The organism is Streptomyces sp. Da 82-17 (assembly GCF_046098215.1).
GTDB lineage: Bacteria > Actinomycetota > Actinomycetes > Streptomycetales > Streptomycetaceae > Streptomyces.
Genome location: NZ_JBJURH010000003.1, coordinates 411,721 through 429,284, shown reverse-complemented (window position 1 = coordinate 429,284; position 17,564 = coordinate 411,721). Strand labels below are relative to the sequence as shown.

Below are 17,564 nucleotides of genomic sequence, written 5' to 3'. Positions count from 1 at the left end.
TCAGGGCTCCGGGTCCGCCTCGTCCGGGCTGTGCCCCTCGGGACCGTGGCTGGCGGGCTCGCAGATCGGGCACGGGGCGAGGCCGGGGCCCGGGCCCGCCCGTACGGCCTCCGGTCTGCCGACGACCAGCGGGCAGTCGGCGCGGTGGTACAGCGTCCCGCCCGGCACCTGGACGAGCTCGTCGCTCCGCGGGCCGGACGACGCCGCAGCGGGGGTGCCCGGGTCCGCCGCGACCAGCAGCTCGTACAGCTCCCGCACCCGCTCCCCGGACCGGTCGTTCCCCGCGCCGACCAGCAGGATCGCGCCCGCGACGATCAGGGCGGCGCCGGGCGCCGTGCAGGACGCGAGATACGGGATCTGCCGCTCGGCGAAGCGCTCGCCCGAGACCCCGTACCAGCCGAGCACGCACAGCACCGCGCCGAGGGCGAGCGCGCCGGAACCGGCCCAGAGCAGGAGGCGGGCGGTGCGGAGTCGGGCGGTGCCGGGCCGGGAGGTGCGCATCCGAGGCTCCCCGGGGTGAGAACAGTGCGCTGTATCCAAGAAAACCGTGCTCTGTATCTATTTGTTCATGTCAGGACAAAGCTTGCACTCTGCCCCCGGGAAGCCGACCCTGAAAGCACCGGGCAGCCCCTGCCCGGAGGAACGACCCGGCGGTGAGCCAGATGCTCGGGAGCAGCAGTCACAGCAGGGGTGGGAGGCGCGTCGCGGCCTGGGCGGCCGCCGCGATGCTGACGGTCGGGGCGGCCGTCGCGGGATGCGGGGACGACGGCGACGGCGGTACGACGCCTCCGCCCGAGCCGTCCGTGGAGCGCACCGAGGAGGCGCCGGGCGAGAAGAGCCCGGCCGCGCCCGAGGACGCCGCGGCGGCGGAGCGCGAGGTCAAGGAGAACTGGGAGAAGTTCTTCGACGCCGAGGTCCCGCTGAACCAGAAGGAGGCGGTCCTGGAGAACGGCGCCGAGATGAGACCGGTGCTGCAGGCCTTCGGCTCGGACCCGCGCGGCAAGCAGGTCGAGGCGAAGGTGACCGACGTGAAGTTCACGTCGAAGACGCAGGCCGACGTGACGTACACGCTCACCCTCGACGGTCAGCCCGCGCTGCCGAACGCCTCCGGTACGGCGGTCGAGCAGGACGGCACATGGAAGGTGTCCGTCAAGACGCTGTGCGCGCTTGTGCAGATGAACAGCGGCAATGCCTCGCCGGTTCCGGGCTGTTGAGGTCCTGCTCACGGCCCTGCTCGCGACGCTGACCCTGCTGCTCGGCGCGGCCTGCGGAAGCCGGGTGCCGGAGGGCGAGTTCACCGGGCGCGGCGCCGCGAGCGAGCCGCCGCCCCGCGCCGAACCGTTGCGCGTCGGCATCCTGGCCAGCGCCACCAGCCCCGTCGGCGGCCGCGCCTTCACCGGCCCGCGCGAGGGCGCCACCGCCTGGTTCGAGCGGCTCAACGCCCGCGGCGGCGTCGACGGCCGCCGGGTCGAGGTGCACACCTGCGACGACGGCGGCAGCCGGGTCGGCAACCAGGAGTGCGTGCGCGAACTCGTCGACGAACGGCACGTCGTCGCCCTCGTCGGCACCGCCGTCCTCGACTACGCGGCCGCCCCGCGCGTCTCCGCCGCCGGCGTCCCCGACATCGGCGGCCAGCCGGTCGGCCCCGCCTACGAGACGTATCCGCACCTCTACTCGATCTACGGCAGCCTCGCGCCGCGCACCGGGGACGCGCCCGGCTGGGACGGGAAGCTGTACGGCGGCACCGAGGTCTACCGCTACTTCAAGCGCGAGCACGGCGCCCGCACCGCCGCTGTCGTCTCGTACAACCAGTCGGCGTCCGCCGCCTACGCCCGGTTCGTCGCCGAGGGGCTGCGGGCCGAGGGGTACGACGTGGTCACCGAGCAGGTCGACTTCGCGCTGCCCAACTTCCGCGCCGTCGCCGCCGACCTGAAGGAGCGCGGCGCCGACCTGGTCTTCGACGCCCTCGACACCCACGGCAACGCCCGGCTCTGCAAGGCCCTCGACGCGGTCGGCGCCCGCCTCACCGCCAAGGTCACCACCGCGCAGAACTGGACCGACACGGTCGCCGCGGACTACAAGGACGCCCCGCACTGCCGCAACGCCCTGTGGGCGGCCGGCTCCAGCCGCAACCACCAGGACACCGGCCACCCCGCCGTACGGGAGTTCCGGGACGCGATGAAGGGCCGGCCGCTGTCGCAGTGGGCGCTCGAAGGCTGGGCCGCCGCCATGTGGTTCACGGACGCGGCGAAAACGTGCACACGCGCGGAGCCCGAAACCGCCGCCACGCGCGCGTGCCTGGACGCGTACCTGGAGCGGGGCGAGCCCTACGACGCGGACGGCCTCCTGATCCCCGTCGTCTTCGAGCACCGCGACGCACCGCCCACGACCCGCAACACCTGCCTGTCCGTGGCCCGTTGGCGCGACGGCGAGGGCTGGGTCACGCAGAGCGGCGACATGAACCGCACCTGCTTCGACGTACCGCAGCTGCCGTACGAGCCCTGAGCGGCGCCTGTTCGCCACACCTGCCCTGATGTGCGGGAGCTCCCACGGGTTCCCGAAATCGCCTACCAATAGCGCAACTGTTCAGGAACAAGATGATGATGACGCCCAACCCCCACCCCCCGGTTTCGGTCTAACCCAGCGGTAGGCGGACGAGACCGGACTGTCCGCGGGGAAACGTGGGATACGGGGACGCATGCATATCTCATTCCTGATACATAACGCGTACGGAATCGGGGGGACGATCCGGACGACCTACAACCTGGCCAACACCCTGGCCGAACAGCACGACGTGGAGGTCGTCTCGGTCTACCGGCACCGCGACGAGCCCGTCTTCCGGGTCGACCCCAAGGTGCGGGTCCGCCACCTCGTCGACATCCGCAAGGACACAGCGGGATACGAGGGCGACCACCCCGAATTCCGCCGCCCCGCCCGCGAGTTCCCGCGCGCCGAGGGCCGCTTCGAGCAGTACAACGCGCTCACCGACCGTCGCATCGCCGACCACCTCGCGACCGTCGAAGCCGATGTCCTCGTGGGCACCCGCCCGGGCCTCAACGTCCACATCGCCCGCCAGACCCGCCGCGGCCCGCTCCGCGTCGGCCAGGAACACCTCACGCTCGACAGCCACTCCAAGGCCCTGCGCACCCAACTGCGCGGCGTCTACCCCCGCCTCGACGCGCTGACCACGACGACCGAGGCCGACGCCGCCGCCTACCGCAGCAAGATGCGCCTGCCCGGAGTTCGCGTCGACGCCATGGCCAACCCGGTGCCCGCACCCGAGGTCGCGCCCGCCGACGGCACCGGCAAATGGGTCGTCGCCGCCGGCCGGCTCGCCCCCGTCAAGCGGTACGACCTGCTGATCCGGGCCTTCGACCAGGTGCGTGCCCAACGCCCGGACTGGCGCCTGCGCATCTACGGCGGCGGCAGACAACGGGACGCCCTGCGCGCCCTCATCGACGAACTCGGCCTCTACAACCACGTGTTCCTCATGGGCCCCGCCCACCCCATCGACCCGGAGTGGGCCAAGGGCTCCGTCGCCGCGGTCACCTCCAGCCTGGAGTCCTTCGGCATGACCATCGTCGAGGCCATGCGCTGCGGCCTCCCCGTGGTCGCCACGGACTGCCCGCACGGCCCGGGCGAGATCATCGACAACGGTGTCGACGGCCGGCTCGTCCCCGTCGGCGACGTCGAGGCCATCGCCGCCGGACTCCTGGAACTGATCAACGACGACGAGCTGCGCGGCCGGATGTCCGCCGCCGCCCTCGTCGACTCCCGGCGCTTCGACCCCGCGCGGATAGCGGAGCGCTACGAATCGCTGTTCACCGATCTGACCGCCCGCGGCCCCGCCGGACCGCTCGGCCGGTTCCGCGGCTCGCTGCACCGCACCCGCGGCGCGATGCTCGGCGGCGCCTACGCGGTCAGGGACGCGGGGCGCGCCGCCCTGAGAAAGGGACGGACCGCATGAGCACCCTGCTGCCCCCGCCGCTGCCCGACGAGGTGCACCCGAACCCGGACGCCGGGGCGGTCCAGGACCCCGCCGGTCAGGACCGCGCCGCCGCACCCCGCGCCGACTGCGTCGCCGACTCCGCCGGCGGGCTCACCTTCGACCTCGCCGACCTCGGCCGCCCCGGCGCCGCCCATCTGCTGCTGCGGCTCCGCGAACGGCAGCCGCACGCCCGGCACACCGAGACCCGGCTCCCGCTCACCCCGGCCGCCGACGGCCGGCTGCGCGCCGTGCTCCCGTCCAGCGTCCAGCTCGCCGAGGGCCGCTGGGACGCGTACGTCGACCAGGGCGACGCCGCCCCGCGCCGCCTCGCGCCCGGCGTGAACGACCTGCGCTCGCTCGTCGACCGGATGCCCAGCGGAACCCGCCCGCACGTCGCCGTCCGCATCCCGTACGCCACCAAGCACGGCAACCTCACCATCCGCGCCTGGCACCGCGCCCCGCACGCCGAGGCCGGCGAACTCCTCATCGACGGCGCCGAGTTGACCGTACGCGGCCGGCTGCTCGGCACGCCCTTCGGCCCGGCCGGGTACGCCGAGCTGCGCGCCCGGAAGCCCGCCGACGGCGCCCGGCGCGTCGAACTCCGGGCGTCCGGCGGCGAGTTCGGGCTCACGGTGGCGTACGCGGACCTGGCCGACGCGCCCGGCATCTGGGACCTGTGGCTGCTGCCGCAGGGCGAGCACGGGCCGCGGGCCAGGGTGGCGCGGCTGCTCGACGACGTGGCGGACAAGAAGCCGATCTTCACGTACCCGGCCGTCCGCACGGGCACCGCGGCCGTCGGCCCGTACTACACGCGCGACAACGACCTCTCGCTGCGGGTCACGGAGGTGGACTGAGCGGCCCCGGATCGCGGACCGTGGCTGTCCGCGACCGCTGGCAGACTCGACCGCATGTTGGAGACCTCGGCACGACTCCTGCGCCTGCTCTCGCTGCTCCAGGCGCACCGCGAGTGGTCCGGCGCCGACCTCGCGGACCGGCTCGGCGTCACCCCGCGCACGGTCCGCCGCGACGTCGACCGGCTGCGCGGCCTCGGCTACCCCGTGCACGCCTCACCCGGCACCGGTGGCGGCTACCAGCTGGGCGTCGGCGCCGAGATGCCGCCGCTGCTGCTGGACGACGAGGAGGCCGTGGCCGTCGCCGTGGGCCTGCGCACCGCCGCGGGGCAGGGCATCGAGGGCATCGACGAGACCTCCGTACGCGCCCTGGCCAAGCTGGAGCAGGTGCTGCCGGACCGGCTGCGCCGCCGGGTCGGGGCCCTGAACGCGTACACGGTGCCGATGCTGCGCGGCCCGCAGCCCTCGCCCGTCGACCCCGAAGTGCTCACGGAACTCGCCCACTTGTGCCGCGACGGGCAGCGGCTGCGCTTCGAGTACCGCGACCACGCGGGCAACGCCACCCGCCGCACCGTCGAACCGCACCGCCTGGTCTGCACCGAGCGCCGCTGGTACCTGGTCGCCTGGGACCTGGACCGGGACGACTGGCGGACCTTCCGCGCCGACCGCATCACCCCCAAGCCCCCGCACGGCCCCCGCTTCGCCCCACGCACCCCGCCCGCCCGGGACCTGGCCGCGTACGTCTCCGAGGGCGTCTCCCGCAGGGCGTACGCCGAGCAGGCCCTGGTCCGCCTCTTCGTGCCGCTCGCCGAGGCCGCCGCGGACATCTCGCCGTCGACCGGAACCCTGGAGGCGGAGACCGGGTCGACATGTCTGCTGCGGACCGGGGCGGGCAGCCTCGACGTGATGGTGATCCACCTGATGCTCCTGGGCGTCGAGTTCGAGGTCCTGGAGCCCGAGGGACTCACCGAGCACCTCAGGTCGGCGCGGGACCGCATCTCGCGGGCACTGGACCGCTCGGCGACGGCTGCCGCCGGCACGCGTCCGGCACCCGGCGAGGACCACGTCCGACCCGCCCGGTTTTAGCCGTACGGCGCGGGTCGGACACCTGCCGGGAAAAGCCCCGGGGAATTCGCGTACGGCCTGCGGGGAAAGACCGCCGAGGCATCCGCGGAAAGTCCCGGAAATGCGATCTGCGGGCGCCCGGTACGCGAATGGCGCGAGCGGCACGGGGAATTGCCGGGCGGGCCGGAACAATGGGGGACCCCTCGTTCGTGTGAAGCGGGAATCGGCAAACACATGTGGCGATCCTGTGACACAAGCGTGACCTCGGGGGTGCAAGTGACCCTGGGTGCGCCCCTGTCGGCGCTTTTCGGCGGCCCTTTCACTTCCCGCCGCACGCGGCCTACGGTGGGCCGTATGGCACCCATACCGACACCCCCCGCCGAACCCCAGGACACCCCCGACGCGTACGTCGGACTCGACGCCGAGGGCGCCGAACGGCTCGCCCGCGAGCGCGGCTGGTCCACCGTCAGGGCGCTCCCGCCGGGCGCGATCGTGACGATGGAGTACCTCGCGGGACGGCTCAACTTCGAGGTCAGCGACGGCACGGTGAAGCGCTGCTGGAAGGGCTGAGGGCCGCCCGGAGGGCACGTACGGCGAAGGCCCCGGCTCCCCCTGTTGGAGGGGGGAGCCGGGGCCTTCGCGCGCGGGGGAGTTGTGCGTACCGCCCCCGCGGCCTGGGGGTCAGCCGCCGGCCACCGGGCGGGCCGGGGCGGGGCGGGCCGTGCGCGTCGCGGGGTCGGCGTGCGCGGGCCGGCGGCTGCCGGTCGGCGTGACCGGTGAGCGCTCCGAGCGCAGCGTGTGCCGCTGGGTGCTGAAGTGCGCCCCCGTACGGCTGCTGTGCTGCACGGCGCCGACCGGCTCGCGGACCGGCACCTCGTCGTCGGCGGGGACGGGCTGCGGCAGCGGCGTGGGCGCGCCGGCGGGCGCGGGCGCCGTGGCGCGGCCGCGCAGGCCGGGCAGGAACCGGTCGCGCTGGGCGAGGATCCAGGCCTCGGCGCGGGTCACGAGCGGCTCGAACCAGGGCAGCGCGAGCAGGATGAGGAGACCCGCCGCCCAGCCGAGGAGCACGTCGCTCAGCCAGTGCGTGCCCAGGTAGACCGTGCTGAGGCCGACGCCGAGCGAGACCACCGCGGAGAGCGCCGACAGATAGCGGCGGGCCCGCGCGGAGGACGCGAGGTAGGCGAGGATGCCCCAGGTCACGACGGCGTTCGCGGTGTGGCCCGACGGGAATATGTCGCCCGTCAGCCACATCTCGTTGGAACCGATCTGGGTCGCGTAGTGCGGACCGAGGCGGCCCATGCTCAGCTTGGCCGCGCCGACCGTGACGTTGAGCAGCAGCAGCGAGGTGCCCAGCATCAGCAGCGGGCGCAGGGTGTGCTGCCGCCAGGAGCGCCAGCCCAGCCAGGCCGCGACCATCACGGCGGTGGGGCCGCGCTGGCCGAGCACCACGTAGTAGTCGATGAAGGCGTGCAGCTCCTGCCACTGCTGGTAGGGCCGGAAGAACATCAACTGCCAGTCGAGCCGCACCAGCCAGGACGTGTTGATCACGGCCACGACGATGAGCACGTAGAACACCAGCGTCGAGCCGAACAGCACGATGCGGTGCGGGCTCATACGCGGCGTTTCGAGGCTCGCCGGCCGTTCGGGTTCCCGGTCTAGCCGGGCAAAGAGCCGGTCCAGACGGGTCAGGTTTGGTTCGGTACGCACTCAATCGACGCTACAGCGAGTGAGCGCGTGACCCGGCCGAATCACGGGGTTTGTGATGACGATGTGATGTGGGATTGATCTCAGCGGGGGAGTAATTCGGGAGCCCCGAGTAAAAGCTGATGACCGGGGATCGGTATTTATTCGATCTTCATCTGCTGTGATTCCGGATGGCCTGTGAATTCATTCCGTGCGGCTCCGGGCAATTCCCGGCGGCGGGCCGGCCCCGGGCCGCGCGATGATCACGGGCCGTGTCCGCGCCTGCACGGAACGGCCGGATCACGGCGGTCCCGACCCGTTCAGCCAGAACGCCCCGTACACCGCGGACCCCGCCGCCACCACCGCGAGCAGCGCCGCGACCCGGGCCGTCCGCCACCGCGCCAGGCCCGCCGCGAGCGGCAGCAGCAGCGGGAAGGCGGGCAGCAGCAGCCGCGGCTTGGACCCGAAGTACCCCGAGGCGCAGAGCGCGAGCACGACGACGATCCCGCAGTACACGAGCAGCGCGGGCGGCTGCTGCCGCCGTACGCCCAGCACGTACAGCCAGATCACCAGGCCCACGCCGACGATCAGCCCGAGCCCGGCCAGCACCGACGGGAACGACGTCAGCATCCCCCCGACGAACCGCGCGAACGCGATCCCCCCGTCGAACCCGTTGCCCCACTGCGCCTGTACGTCGAGATAGCCGAGGATGCCGTCGCCCGTCCGCCGGCCCACCCACAGCACATAACCGGCCGCGCCCAGCGGGGCGAGCAGCACGCCGAGCACGAGCCGCGGGGCCGCACGCCGGTCCCGCGCGACCGTCAGCGCCGCCGTCACCCAGATCGCCGCCACCACCGCCATGCCCACCGGCCGCGTCAGCCCCGCGAGCGCCGCGAGCGCGCCCGCCCACACCCACCGCTCCCGCAGCACGGCCCACAGCGCCCACGCCGCGAGCGCCGTGAACAGCGACTCGCTGTACGCCATCGACTGCACGATCCCCACCGGCAGCACGGCCCACAGCACCACCGCGCACACCCCGGCCCGCGACCCGTACAGCCGTTCCGCGATCAGGAAGATCGCGAGTGCCGCCGCGAGCGAGGCGAGCCAGGCGACCACGAGGCCCGCGTCCGCGTACGACAGCGGGCTCACGGCCGCGCCCAGCCGCTCCAGCCACGGGAGCAGCGGGAAGAACGCCAGGTTGGAGTGGACCGAGCCGTCCGGCAGGCGGGTCTCCCAGCCGTAGCCGAAGTCGGCGACGCGGGTGTACCAGAGCGAGTCCCAGCGCCCGGTCAGCAGCGTGTGCGCGCTCTTGCCGTTCACCGCGGACCACACCGCGAGCACCGCGAGCCCGAGCGCGCGCACCCCCGCGTACGCCCACAGCGCGGGCGCGGCCCGGCGCAGCGCACTGCGGGCCCGGCCGCGGCGGTCATGGCGGTCGGTCGTCGGAACGATTGGGTCAAGATCGGTCACGGGCTCGATTATGGGCGGAGCGGGGAACCGCATACCCCCGGGCGGTCGTAGAGAAGAAGGGGGGAGTGACACGGGGGAGAGGGGGTCGGGCGTGGCGTATGCCACACGTCGTCGTTCAGCAAGGTGAGAGGTGGGACACCCACCCCCGCTGTGAACTCGCGTACGCTGACTGCTCACTCGTACACCCGGTCGGGTCCCCGCCGCTGGCAGAGCCGCCGCCGCCGACCGCCTGAGTACGGGATCACTGGGAGGTACTGCATGACCGGGACGACCACGGCTGCTCCGAAGCGGCCCTCGGCTTCCCGGTTCCTGGAACGCATGGGCATCGGCCGGCCCGAAGGCGCCAACCGCTGGGTCGTCCTCATAGTCCTGTGCGTCAGCCTCGCGATCGTCGCCATCGACTCGACCGTGCTGCACGTGGCCGTGCCCGCCGTCACCGAGGACCTCAAGCCCGGCGCGATCCAACTGCTGTGGATCGTCGACTCGTACCCGCTGGTCTGCGCCTCGCTCCTGATCCTCTTCGGCACCCTCGGCGACCGCGTCGGCCGCAGAAGAGTCCTCCTCCTCGGGTACGGGCTCTTCGGCGTCGCCTCCGCGATGGCGGCCCTCGCCCACGAACCCAAGACCCTGATCGCGGCGCGCGTCCTGCTCGGCGTCGGCGGCGCGATGATCATGCCCGCGACGCTCTCCATCGTCCGGCAGGTCTTCCCCGACCGGCGCGAGCGCGCCCTCGCCATCGGCATCTGGAGCGCGGTCGCCGCCGTCGGCGCCGCCGCCGGACCGCTGCTCGGCGGCTTCCTCCTGGAGCACTTCTGGTGGGGCTCGGTCTTCCTCATCAACATCCCGCTGATGTTCGCCAGCCTCCTCGTCGGCCGCTGGCTGCTCCCCGAGTCCACCGGTGACCGGGACGGCCCGTGGGACGTGATCGGCGCGCTGATGGCCGCGGCCGGACTCTTCGGCGTCGTGCTCGGCATCAAGCGTGCGGGCGGCGGCGAAGGCGTCGTCAGCCCGATGACGATCGTGCCGTTCCTGGTCGGCGCGCTGCTCCTGGTCCTCTTCGTCCGCAGGCAGCGGCGCCGCAAGCACCCGCTGGTCGACCTCAGCCTGTTCTCCCGGCCGGCCTTCGGCACCTCCGTCGGCTGCATCATCATCGCGATGCTGGCGCTGGTCGGCCTGATGCTGATCGCCGCGCAGTACCTGCAGCTGGTCCTCGGACTCTCGCCGCTTGAGACCGGCCTCCGGATGGTGCCGCTGACCCTCGCCGCGATGGCCGGCGGGCTCACGGGCTCGTCGATCCTGCCCCGCCTCGGCCCGCGCGTGATGGTCTCGCTCGGCTTCTGCCTCACCGCGATCGCCGTCCTCACGCTCACCTTCATGGGCCACAAGGACAATCTCGCGCTGCTCCTCACCGGCTTCGTCCTGCTCGGCTTCGGCCTGCAGACCACCCTCTTCGGGGCGTACGAGTCGATGCTCAGCGACGTCAGCCAGGGCCAGGCGGGCGGCGCCGCGGCCATCGGCGAGACCTCGTACCAGCTGGGCAGCGGCATCGGCATAGCCTTCATCGGCAGCGTCATGAACGCCGCCTACGGCCCCCGCCTCGACGCGGTCCCCGGCGTCCCCAAGGGCGACGTCGCCGCCGCCCGGCATTCCATCGGCGAGGCGTACGAGATCGCCCAGGGCCTGGACTCCGGAGCGGGCGACGCCCTGCGCACCGCGGCCCGCGACTCCTTCGTGCACGGACTGCACGTCACCCTGTACGCCAGCGCGGGCCTGCTCCTCCTCGGCGCCCTCGCCGCGCTGCGCCTGCCCCGCTCCATGGACCTCGGCGCCGCGACACCGGACGACGAGGCCGCCCAAGCCGCCCCGGCCCCCGAGACCGCGCAAGCCGCCCCGGCTCCCACGGACACCGCGGCGCCGCAGCCCGGCCGCAAGACCGCCCCGGCCCAGCGGGACCACGAGGCCCTGGCCGCCGAGTCCTCGGCCTGACCCGCAGGGGCTCCTCGGGGCAAGGGCACGCTCTGGACGTGCGGCTTCCCCGAGCCGTACCGTCGGCAGCGCACCGTGACTACCGCTGCTAGTTTTACGTGTCCGGAGGCCCCGCCATGCCGTCCTCGTCCCGCCCCGCCCCGCCGCCGTTCGACCCCGCCGACCCGCTCGGCCTCGACGACCTCCTCGACCCCGAGGACCTCGCGATCCGCGACACCGTCCGCGCCTGGACCCAGGACCGCGTCCTGCCGCACATCGCCGACTGGTACGAGCGCGGCGAACTCCCCGGCGTACGCGAACTCGCCCGTGAACTCGGCGGACTCGGCGCCCTCGGCATGTCCCTCACCGGCTACGGCTGCGCGGGCGCGAGCGCCGTGCAGTACGGCCTGGCCTGTTTGGAGCTGGAGGCCGCAGACTCCGGGATCCGCTCCCTCGTCTCGGTCCAGGGCTCCCTCGCCATGTACGCGATCTGGAAGTTCGGCTCCGAGGAGCAGAAGCAGCAGTGGCTGCCGCGGATGGCGGCCGGCGAGGTCATCGGCTGCTTCGGCCTGACCGAGCCCGACCACGGCTCCGACCCCGCCTCGATGCGCACGCACGCCAAGCGGGACGGCACGGACTGGGTGCTGACCGGCCGCAAGATGTGGATCACCAACGGCTCGGTGGCCGGCGTCGCGGTCGTCTGGGCGCAGACGGACGAGGGCATCAGGGGCTTCGTCGTCCCCACCGACAGCCCCGGCTTCGCCGCCCCCGAGATCAAGCACAAGTGGTCCCTGCGCGCCTCGGTCACCAGCGAACTCGTCCTGGACGGGGTCAGGTTGCCCGCCGACGCGGTGCTCCCCGAGGTCACCGGGCTGCGCGGCCCGCTCAGCTGCCTGAGCCACGCCCGCTACGGCATCGTCTGGGGCGCGATGGGCGCGGCCCGCTCGTCCTTCGAGGCGGCGGTGGACTACGCGCGGACGCGGGAGCAGTTCGGCAGGCCCATCGGCGGCTTCCAGCTCACCCAGGCCAAGCTCGCCGACATGGCCGTCGAACTGCACAAGGGGATCCTGCTGGCCCACCACCTCGGCCGCCGCCTGGACGCGGGCCGACTGCGGCCGGAGCAGGTCAGCTTCGGCAAGCTCAACAACGTACGAGAGGCCATCGAGATCTGCCGCACCTCACGGACGATCCTCGGGGCCAACGGGATCTCGCTCGAATACCCCGTGATGCGGCATGCGACGAATCTCGAATCGGTGCTGACCTACGAAGGCACCGTCGAGATGCATCAGTTGGTGCTCGGCAAGGCGCTCACCGGGCTCGACGCGTTCCGGTAGACCGGAGCGGTCCGGGGGGAGTCGGTGAGCGGCCCTGCCGCTAGCTCTGGTTGAAGAAACCGTCCGAAGGCCGGCTCGTCGCCTCGCCGTTGACGATGGCGGTGTCGGCCGGGGTGAGCAGGAAGACCCGGGTCGCCACCCGCTCGATGGAGCCGCGCAGACCGAAGGTGAGTCCGGCCGCGAAGTCCACCACGCGCTTGGCGTCGGCGGGGTCCATCGACGTGAGGTTCATGATCACCGGGACGCCGTCCCGGAACAGCTCGCCGATGGCGCGCGCGTCCCGGAAGCCGTCGGGGGCGATCGTGCCGATCCGGCGGCCGGCCTGCGCGGCCTGCTCGTCGGCGACCCGCACCCGGGGGTCGGTCACCCAGGCCTCGCCGGACTCGGGGCCCTCGGCCGCGTCGTCCTCGTAACCGTCGTAGTAACGCTCGTCATCGTTGTCGTCGACGAGGCCAAGCCAGGCACTCGCCTTGCGCACCGATCCCATGGACGCCTCCTCTCAAGCGGTTCCTGCCGTCCGCAACCCCTATGGTCGTCCATGATGCTGATGGAGCGTTGCTCCGACCAAGCGGTTAGTCGCTTCACGGGCCTTTCGTGACGCTACTGGTGCAGAACGCACCCCCATTCTCCAAGGGTCCTGCGAGGCCCGGCTGCTGACAGTGAGTGAAATATGACTTGTCGGCGCGTACGGGTGACGGCGGGCGTGTCGAGGTGCCGTCGGTGGCCGATACGATGCGGTCGCACGTCATCAGCGACTCACGGGGGAGCCGTCTTGTTCGGCATTGTCAGGCCCTGCAGCCACCGTCTCGGCGAAGGCCTCAAGACGCAGTGGATGGCCCATCTGTGCGGACTCTGCCTCGCGTTGCGCAGCGATCATGGCCAGTTCGCGCGGGTCGTCACCAACTACGACGGGTTGCTGGTCTCGGTTCTGACGGAGGCTCAGGCCGAGCGGACCACCGGATGGCGGCGCAGCGCCGGGCCCTGCCCGCTGCGCGGAATGCGCGGCGCCTCGGTCGCGCAGGGCGAGGGCGCACGGCTCGCCGCGGCCGTCTCGCTGGTGCTCGCCTCGGCCAAGGTCCGCGACCATGTGGCCGACGGGGACGGCATGTTGGGGCGCAAGCCGGTGGCCATGGCCGCGCGCCGGGTGGCCCGCTCCTGGGACCGGGCCGGGGCGCGCACCGCCGCCGACGTCGGCTTCGACACCGCCGTGCTCGTGGACGCCGTGAGCCGGCAGGAGGGCATCGAGGCGCTCGCCGGACCCGGCACCTCGCTGCTCGTCGTCACCGAGCCGACCGAGACCGCGACCGCCGCCGCCTTCGCGCACACCGCGCAGCTCGCCGGCCGGCCCGGCAACGCGGCGCCGCTCGCCGAGGCCGGGCGGCTCTTCGGGCGGCTCGCGCACCTCCTGGACGCCGTCGAGGACCGCGAGGAGGACGCCGCGCGCGGCGCCTGGAACCCGCTCGCCGCGACCGGCACCTCCCTCGACGAGGCCCGCAGGCTCGCCGACGACGCGCTGCGCGGCATCCGACTCGCCCTGCGCGACGTGGAGTTCACGGACTCGGCGCTCGCGCACCGGCTGCTCGTGCACGAACTGCCGCGCTCCGTCGACCGCGCCTTCGGCACCACCTCCTGCTCCCACCAGCAGCTGGGCCCGGCCGGCGGACCGGTGTCCGGGCCGGTGGATCCGTACGCCTCGTACCCGCAGGGGCCGGGCGGCCCCGGTCCGTACGCACCGCAGCAGCCCGGCCCCGGCGGTCCCGGTGATCCGTACGGGCCGTACGGGCCGGGTGGACCGGGTGGTCCCGGTGGGCCGTTCGGGCCGCCGCCGGGTGGGCCGCGGCCGCCGCGCCGGGACCGGCGGGGGCTGATCGCCGGGTGCCTGGTGTGGGCGGGGCTCGCCTGTACGTGCCAGCTGTGCTGCGGGACGCACGAGGACCCGTGGAGCCGGGAGCGGAAGGAGGGGCTGTGCAACGACTGCTGCAGCGCCTGTGACTGCTGCTCCAACTGTGCCGACTGCTGCAGCTGTTGCGGAGGGAACGGCGGCGAGGGCGGCGACGGTGGCGGCTCCGGCGGTGACGGGTGTGACTGCTGCGACTGCAACTGCGACTGCGGTTGCGGCTGACTCGTTTGCGGCGCTTTTTGCAGCGGACAGCATCCGGAACGACGACTTCCGGCCATCCCCGGGTCCCGGACGGATGCGGGCGAATCGACAGGTTTCATCACGGCGCCTCAACTCCGTTCCCTCCGGGGTGAGTTGCGTACGGAACCCGGAGCAGGGCTCGTACGTCATACCCCCGACGAGCGACCCCGACGGCACGCGCGGCTGACCGCGAAGCACCCGCCGCCGGGGCCGGGGTGCGTCATGCGCAGACGGCCGAAAGGCGCCCTTGTGTGCCCTCCGCCGCAACCGAATACTCCGAGCCAGCGCTTGTCAGGGGCACAACGAATTCGGATTCCGGACGCGGAACCCGGAACGGCCGCCCCCGGCTGCGCCTCACGGGCCCGCTCCTCCCAGGCGGGCCCCCGATTCCCCTCGGAGGAACGCGAAGTGAGGATCAAGCGCACCACCCCCCGCAGCAGTGTCGCGAGACGTGTGTCCCTGGCCGCCGTGGCCGGATCGCTCGTCGCCGCCGGCGCGTTCGCCGCACCCGCCGCCAGCGCGGACGAGGCCACCACCTACAGCAGCGCCCAGCTGAACAAGGCGAGCGACGCGGTGCTCGAGGCCGACGTCGCGGGCACGGCCTGGAACGTGGACCCGAAGACCAAGCGCGTCGTGGTGACGGTCGACAGCACCGTCTCCCAGGCCGAGATCAACGAGATCAAGCGCGAGGCCGGCTCGAACGCGGGCGCCCTGAAGATCGAGCGCACCCCGGGCAAGTTCAGCAAGCTGCTCTCCGGCGGTGACGCGATCTACGCGTCCAGCTGGCGCTGCTCTGCCGGGTTCAACGTCCGCAATTCTGCTGGTACGTACTACTTCGTCACCGCCGGTCACTGCACCGACGGCGCGGGCACCTGGTACACCAACTCCTCCCGCACCACGACCATCGGCCCGACGGCCGGGTCCAGCTTCCCGGGCAACGACTACGGGCTCGTGCGCTACTCCAACACCGGGCTCTCGCACCCGGGCACCGTCGGCGGCCAGGACATCACCAGCGCCGCCGACGCGACGGTCGGCATGTCCGTCACCCGGCGCGGCTCGACGACCGGCACCCACAGCGGCTCCGTGACCGGCCTCAACGCGACGGTCAACTACGGCGGCGGCGACATCGTCTACGGCATGATCCGCACGAACGTGTGCGCCGAGCCGGGCGACTCCGGCGGTCCGCTCTACTCCGGGACCCGGGCGATCGGGCTCACCTCCGGCGGCAGCGGCAACTGCTCCAGTGGTGGTACGACGTTCTTCCAGCCGGTGAAGGAGGCGCTGAGCGCGTACGGGGTCAGCGTGTACTGATCCGTACGGGATCTGCGCATTCCGCGCGCGCGTCGCATTTCGAGCCCCCGCCCGAAGTTCTGGGCGGGGGCTCGTTCTTGTCCCCTCCCCGCCCCTTCCCGAAAGCCTCCGGCGGTGGTCTTTCGGCTTTCCCGCCGTCGTGGTTGCTCGCGCAGTCCCCCCGCGCCCCTGGGGGCAACGCCCTCCGGCGCCGTGAAAATTCAGCCCCTCCGGCTGGCCCCGTGCCGACGGCAGTCTTTCGGGAAGGGGCGGGGTGGGGAGAAAAGAATCGGCCAGTGTGGCTGTGGAGGCGGAGGGCTGGTCGCGGGTGTGGGGAGGGATTGTGAACGGCGGGAGGCCGGGGCGTGGTTGTCGGGTGCGCGTCCGGAAGTCGACCTTGTGTGCCCCCTGTGAACGTGGGAATAGTGACTCTCACCCGTTGGCATGGACGCGGCTATTGCACTAAGGACGGATATGTCGCTTCTGTGCCCGTGTACGCCTTCAGGGCCCGGTGAACCCCACCGATCCGGACCCGACCCCCCACAGGAGGACGTGACTTGAAGCACCGTCGCATACAGAAGCGCCGCGCGGCCGTCGCGGGAGCGGGCATAGCCGCACTCGTCGCCGCCGGCGTCACCATCCAGAGCGCGAACGCGAGCGACGCACCCGCCACGCCGGAGCTCAAGACCCTCACCGCCACCGCGGCCGGCAAGCTCGGCTCGGTCCTCGGCAAGGACCTCGGCGCGGACGCGGCCGGCGCGTACTACGACGCCGAGTCCAAGTCGCTCGTCGTGAACGTCCTCGACCAGAAGGCCGCGGACGTCGTCGAGAAGGCCGGCGCCAAGGCCAAGGTCGTCGAGAACTCGCTCGCCGAGCTCAAGGAGACCCGTAGCGACCTGATCGAGAAGGCCAGCACCAAGGGCGTGTCCTGGGCCCTCGACCCGAAGACCAACAAGGTCGTCGTCACCGCCGACCGCACGGTCCAGGGCGCCGAGCTCGCCAAGCTCACCAAGGCCACCGACGCCCTCGGCGCGCAGGTCGAACTGAAGCGCAGCAAGGGCGAGTTCAAGAAGTTCATCGCCGGCGGCGACGCCATCTGGGGCGGCAGCGGCCGCTGCTCCCTCGGCTTCAACGTCACGGTCGGCGGCGAGCCGCACTTCCTGACGGCCGGCCACTGCACCGAGTCGATCCAGGAGTGGTCCGAGGAGCAGGGCGGCCCGGTCATCGGCACCAACGCCGGCTCCAGCTTCCCGGACAACGACTACGGCATCGTCAAGTACACCGGCGACACCGAGCACCCCAGCGAGGTCAACCTCTACAACGGCTCGACGCAGGCCATCGCGCAGGCGGGCGAGGCCACGGTCGGCCAGCAGGTGCAGCGCAGCGGTTCCACCACGCAGCTGCACGACGGTGAGGTCACCGGCCTCGACGCCACGGTCGACTACGGCAACGGCGACGTCGTCAACGGTCTGATCCAGACCAACGTCTGCGCCGAGCCCGGCGACAGTGGCGGCGCGCTCTTCGCGGGCGACACCGCGCTCGGGCTGACCTCGGGTGGCAGCGGTGACTGCTCCTCGGGCGGCGAGACGTTCTTCCAGCCTGTGCCTGAGGCGCTTGAGGCGTTCGGGGCGGAGATCGGCTGAGGTTCTTCCGTACTGTTCGAGGGCTCGGTCCGCTTCGGTGGGCCGGGCCCTTTCCTTTTCCCCTCCCCGCCCCTTCCCGAAAGCCTCCGGCGGCGATCTTCCGGGTGCCGCGCCGTCGTGGTTGTTCGCGCAGTT

The 17,564-nt window shown here is 72.5% G+C and carries 15 protein-coding genes; 11 read left to right on the top strand and 4 right to left on the bottom strand.

The features are described from left to right. Positions 1–501, bottom strand: a complete 501-nt coding sequence (locus ACIDOF_RS07420) for a hypothetical protein (protein WP_409004895.1) — start codon at positions 499–501, stop codon at positions 1–3. Between the two features lie 161 nt (positions 502–662). Here ACIDOF_RS07420 and ACIDOF_RS07415 point away from each other — a divergent pair, with 161 nt between their 5' ends. The 6 genes from ACIDOF_RS07415 (at position 663) to ACIDOF_RS07390 (ending at position 6,474) form a co-directional block, all read left to right on the top strand. After that, positions 663–1,214: a hypothetical protein gene (locus ACIDOF_RS07415; protein WP_409004937.1), complete on the top strand. Its 552-nt coding sequence runs from the start codon at positions 663–665 to the stop codon at positions 1,212–1,214. Further along, positions 1,189–2,505, top strand: coding sequence for an ABC transporter substrate-binding protein (locus ACIDOF_RS07410; protein ID WP_409004894.1), 1,317 nt, complete (start codon positions 1,189–1,191; stop codon positions 2,503–2,505). The genes ACIDOF_RS07415 and ACIDOF_RS07410 overlap by 26 nt, the downstream gene beginning before the upstream one ends. A gap of 193 nt (positions 2,506–2,698) precedes the next feature. Beyond that, positions 2,699–3,967: a glycosyltransferase family 4 protein gene (locus tag ACIDOF_RS07405; RefSeq protein ID WP_409004893.1), complete on the top strand. Its 1,269-nt coding sequence runs from the start codon at positions 2,699–2,701 to the stop codon at positions 3,965–3,967. Beyond that, complete coding sequence (locus tag ACIDOF_RS07400; protein ID WP_409004892.1) at positions 3,964–4,842, top strand: hypothetical protein; 879 nt, start codon at positions 3,964–3,966, stop codon at positions 4,840–4,842. Before ACIDOF_RS07405 ends, ACIDOF_RS07400 begins: the two co-directional genes overlap by 4 nt. A gap of 54 nt (positions 4,843–4,896) precedes the next feature. Continuing rightward, positions 4,897–5,925, top strand: coding sequence for a helix-turn-helix transcriptional regulator (locus ACIDOF_RS07395; RefSeq protein WP_409004891.1), 1,029 nt, complete (start codon positions 4,897–4,899; stop codon positions 5,923–5,925). Positions 5,926–6,258: 333 nt separating this feature from the next. Beyond that, positions 6,259–6,474, top strand: coding sequence for an I78 family peptidase inhibitor (locus ACIDOF_RS07390; RefSeq protein ID WP_409004890.1), 216 nt, complete (start codon positions 6,259–6,261; stop codon positions 6,472–6,474). A gap of 111 nt (positions 6,475–6,585) precedes the next feature. Here the strand turns inward: ACIDOF_RS07390 and ACIDOF_RS07385 are convergent, their stop codons facing one another. Then, positions 6,586–7,611, bottom strand: a complete 1,026-nt coding sequence (locus ACIDOF_RS07385; protein ID WP_409004889.1) for a phosphatase PAP2 family protein — start codon at positions 7,609–7,611, stop codon at positions 6,586–6,588. A gap of 276 nt (positions 7,612–7,887) precedes the next feature. After that, positions 7,888–9,057, bottom strand: a complete 1,170-nt coding sequence (locus ACIDOF_RS07380) for a glycosyltransferase family 39 protein (RefSeq protein WP_409004888.1) — start codon at positions 9,055–9,057, stop codon at positions 7,888–7,890. A gap of 258 nt (positions 9,058–9,315) precedes the next feature. Here ACIDOF_RS07380 and ACIDOF_RS07375 point away from each other — a divergent pair, with 258 nt between their 5' ends. Continuing rightward, the gene (locus ACIDOF_RS07375; RefSeq protein ID WP_409004887.1) at positions 9,316–11,043 is read left to right on the top strand and encodes an MFS transporter; all 1,728 of its coding nucleotides are present in this window, start codon (positions 9,316–9,318) and stop codon (positions 11,041–11,043) included. A gap of 116 nt (positions 11,044–11,159) precedes the next feature. Beyond that, entirely contained in the window at positions 11,160–12,356 is a 1,197-nt protein-coding gene (locus ACIDOF_RS07370) for an acyl-CoA dehydrogenase family protein (protein WP_409004886.1), read from the top strand. 40 nt (positions 12,357–12,396) lie between these two features. Here the strand turns inward: ACIDOF_RS07370 and ACIDOF_RS07365 are convergent, their stop codons facing one another. After that, the gene (locus ACIDOF_RS07365; RefSeq protein WP_409004885.1) at positions 12,397–12,843 is read right to left on the bottom strand and encodes a cell division protein SepF; all 447 of its coding nucleotides are present in this window, start codon (positions 12,841–12,843) and stop codon (positions 12,397–12,399) included. Between the two features lie 285 nt (positions 12,844–13,128). On the opposite strand from ACIDOF_RS07365, the gene ACIDOF_RS07360 reads away from it, so the two are divergent. The 3 genes from ACIDOF_RS07360 (at position 13,129) to ACIDOF_RS07350 (ending at position 17,429) form a co-directional block, all read left to right on the top strand. Continuing rightward, positions 13,129–14,478: a DUF5685 family protein gene (locus tag ACIDOF_RS07360; RefSeq protein WP_409004884.1), complete on the top strand. Its 1,350-nt coding sequence runs from the start codon at positions 13,129–13,131 to the stop codon at positions 14,476–14,478. 426 nt (positions 14,479–14,904) lie between these two features. Then, positions 14,905–15,807 carry a S1 family peptidase gene (locus ACIDOF_RS07355; RefSeq protein WP_409004883.1) on the top strand — a complete coding sequence of 301 codons (903 nt, stop codon included), beginning with the start codon at positions 14,905–14,907 and terminating at the stop codon, positions 15,805–15,807. A 536-nt stretch (positions 15,808–16,343) separates the two neighbouring features. After that, positions 16,344–17,429, top strand: coding sequence for a S1 family peptidase (locus ACIDOF_RS07350; protein WP_409004882.1), 1,086 nt, complete (start codon positions 16,344–16,346; stop codon positions 17,427–17,429). The last annotated feature ends 135 nt before the right edge of the window (positions 17,430–17,564 follow it).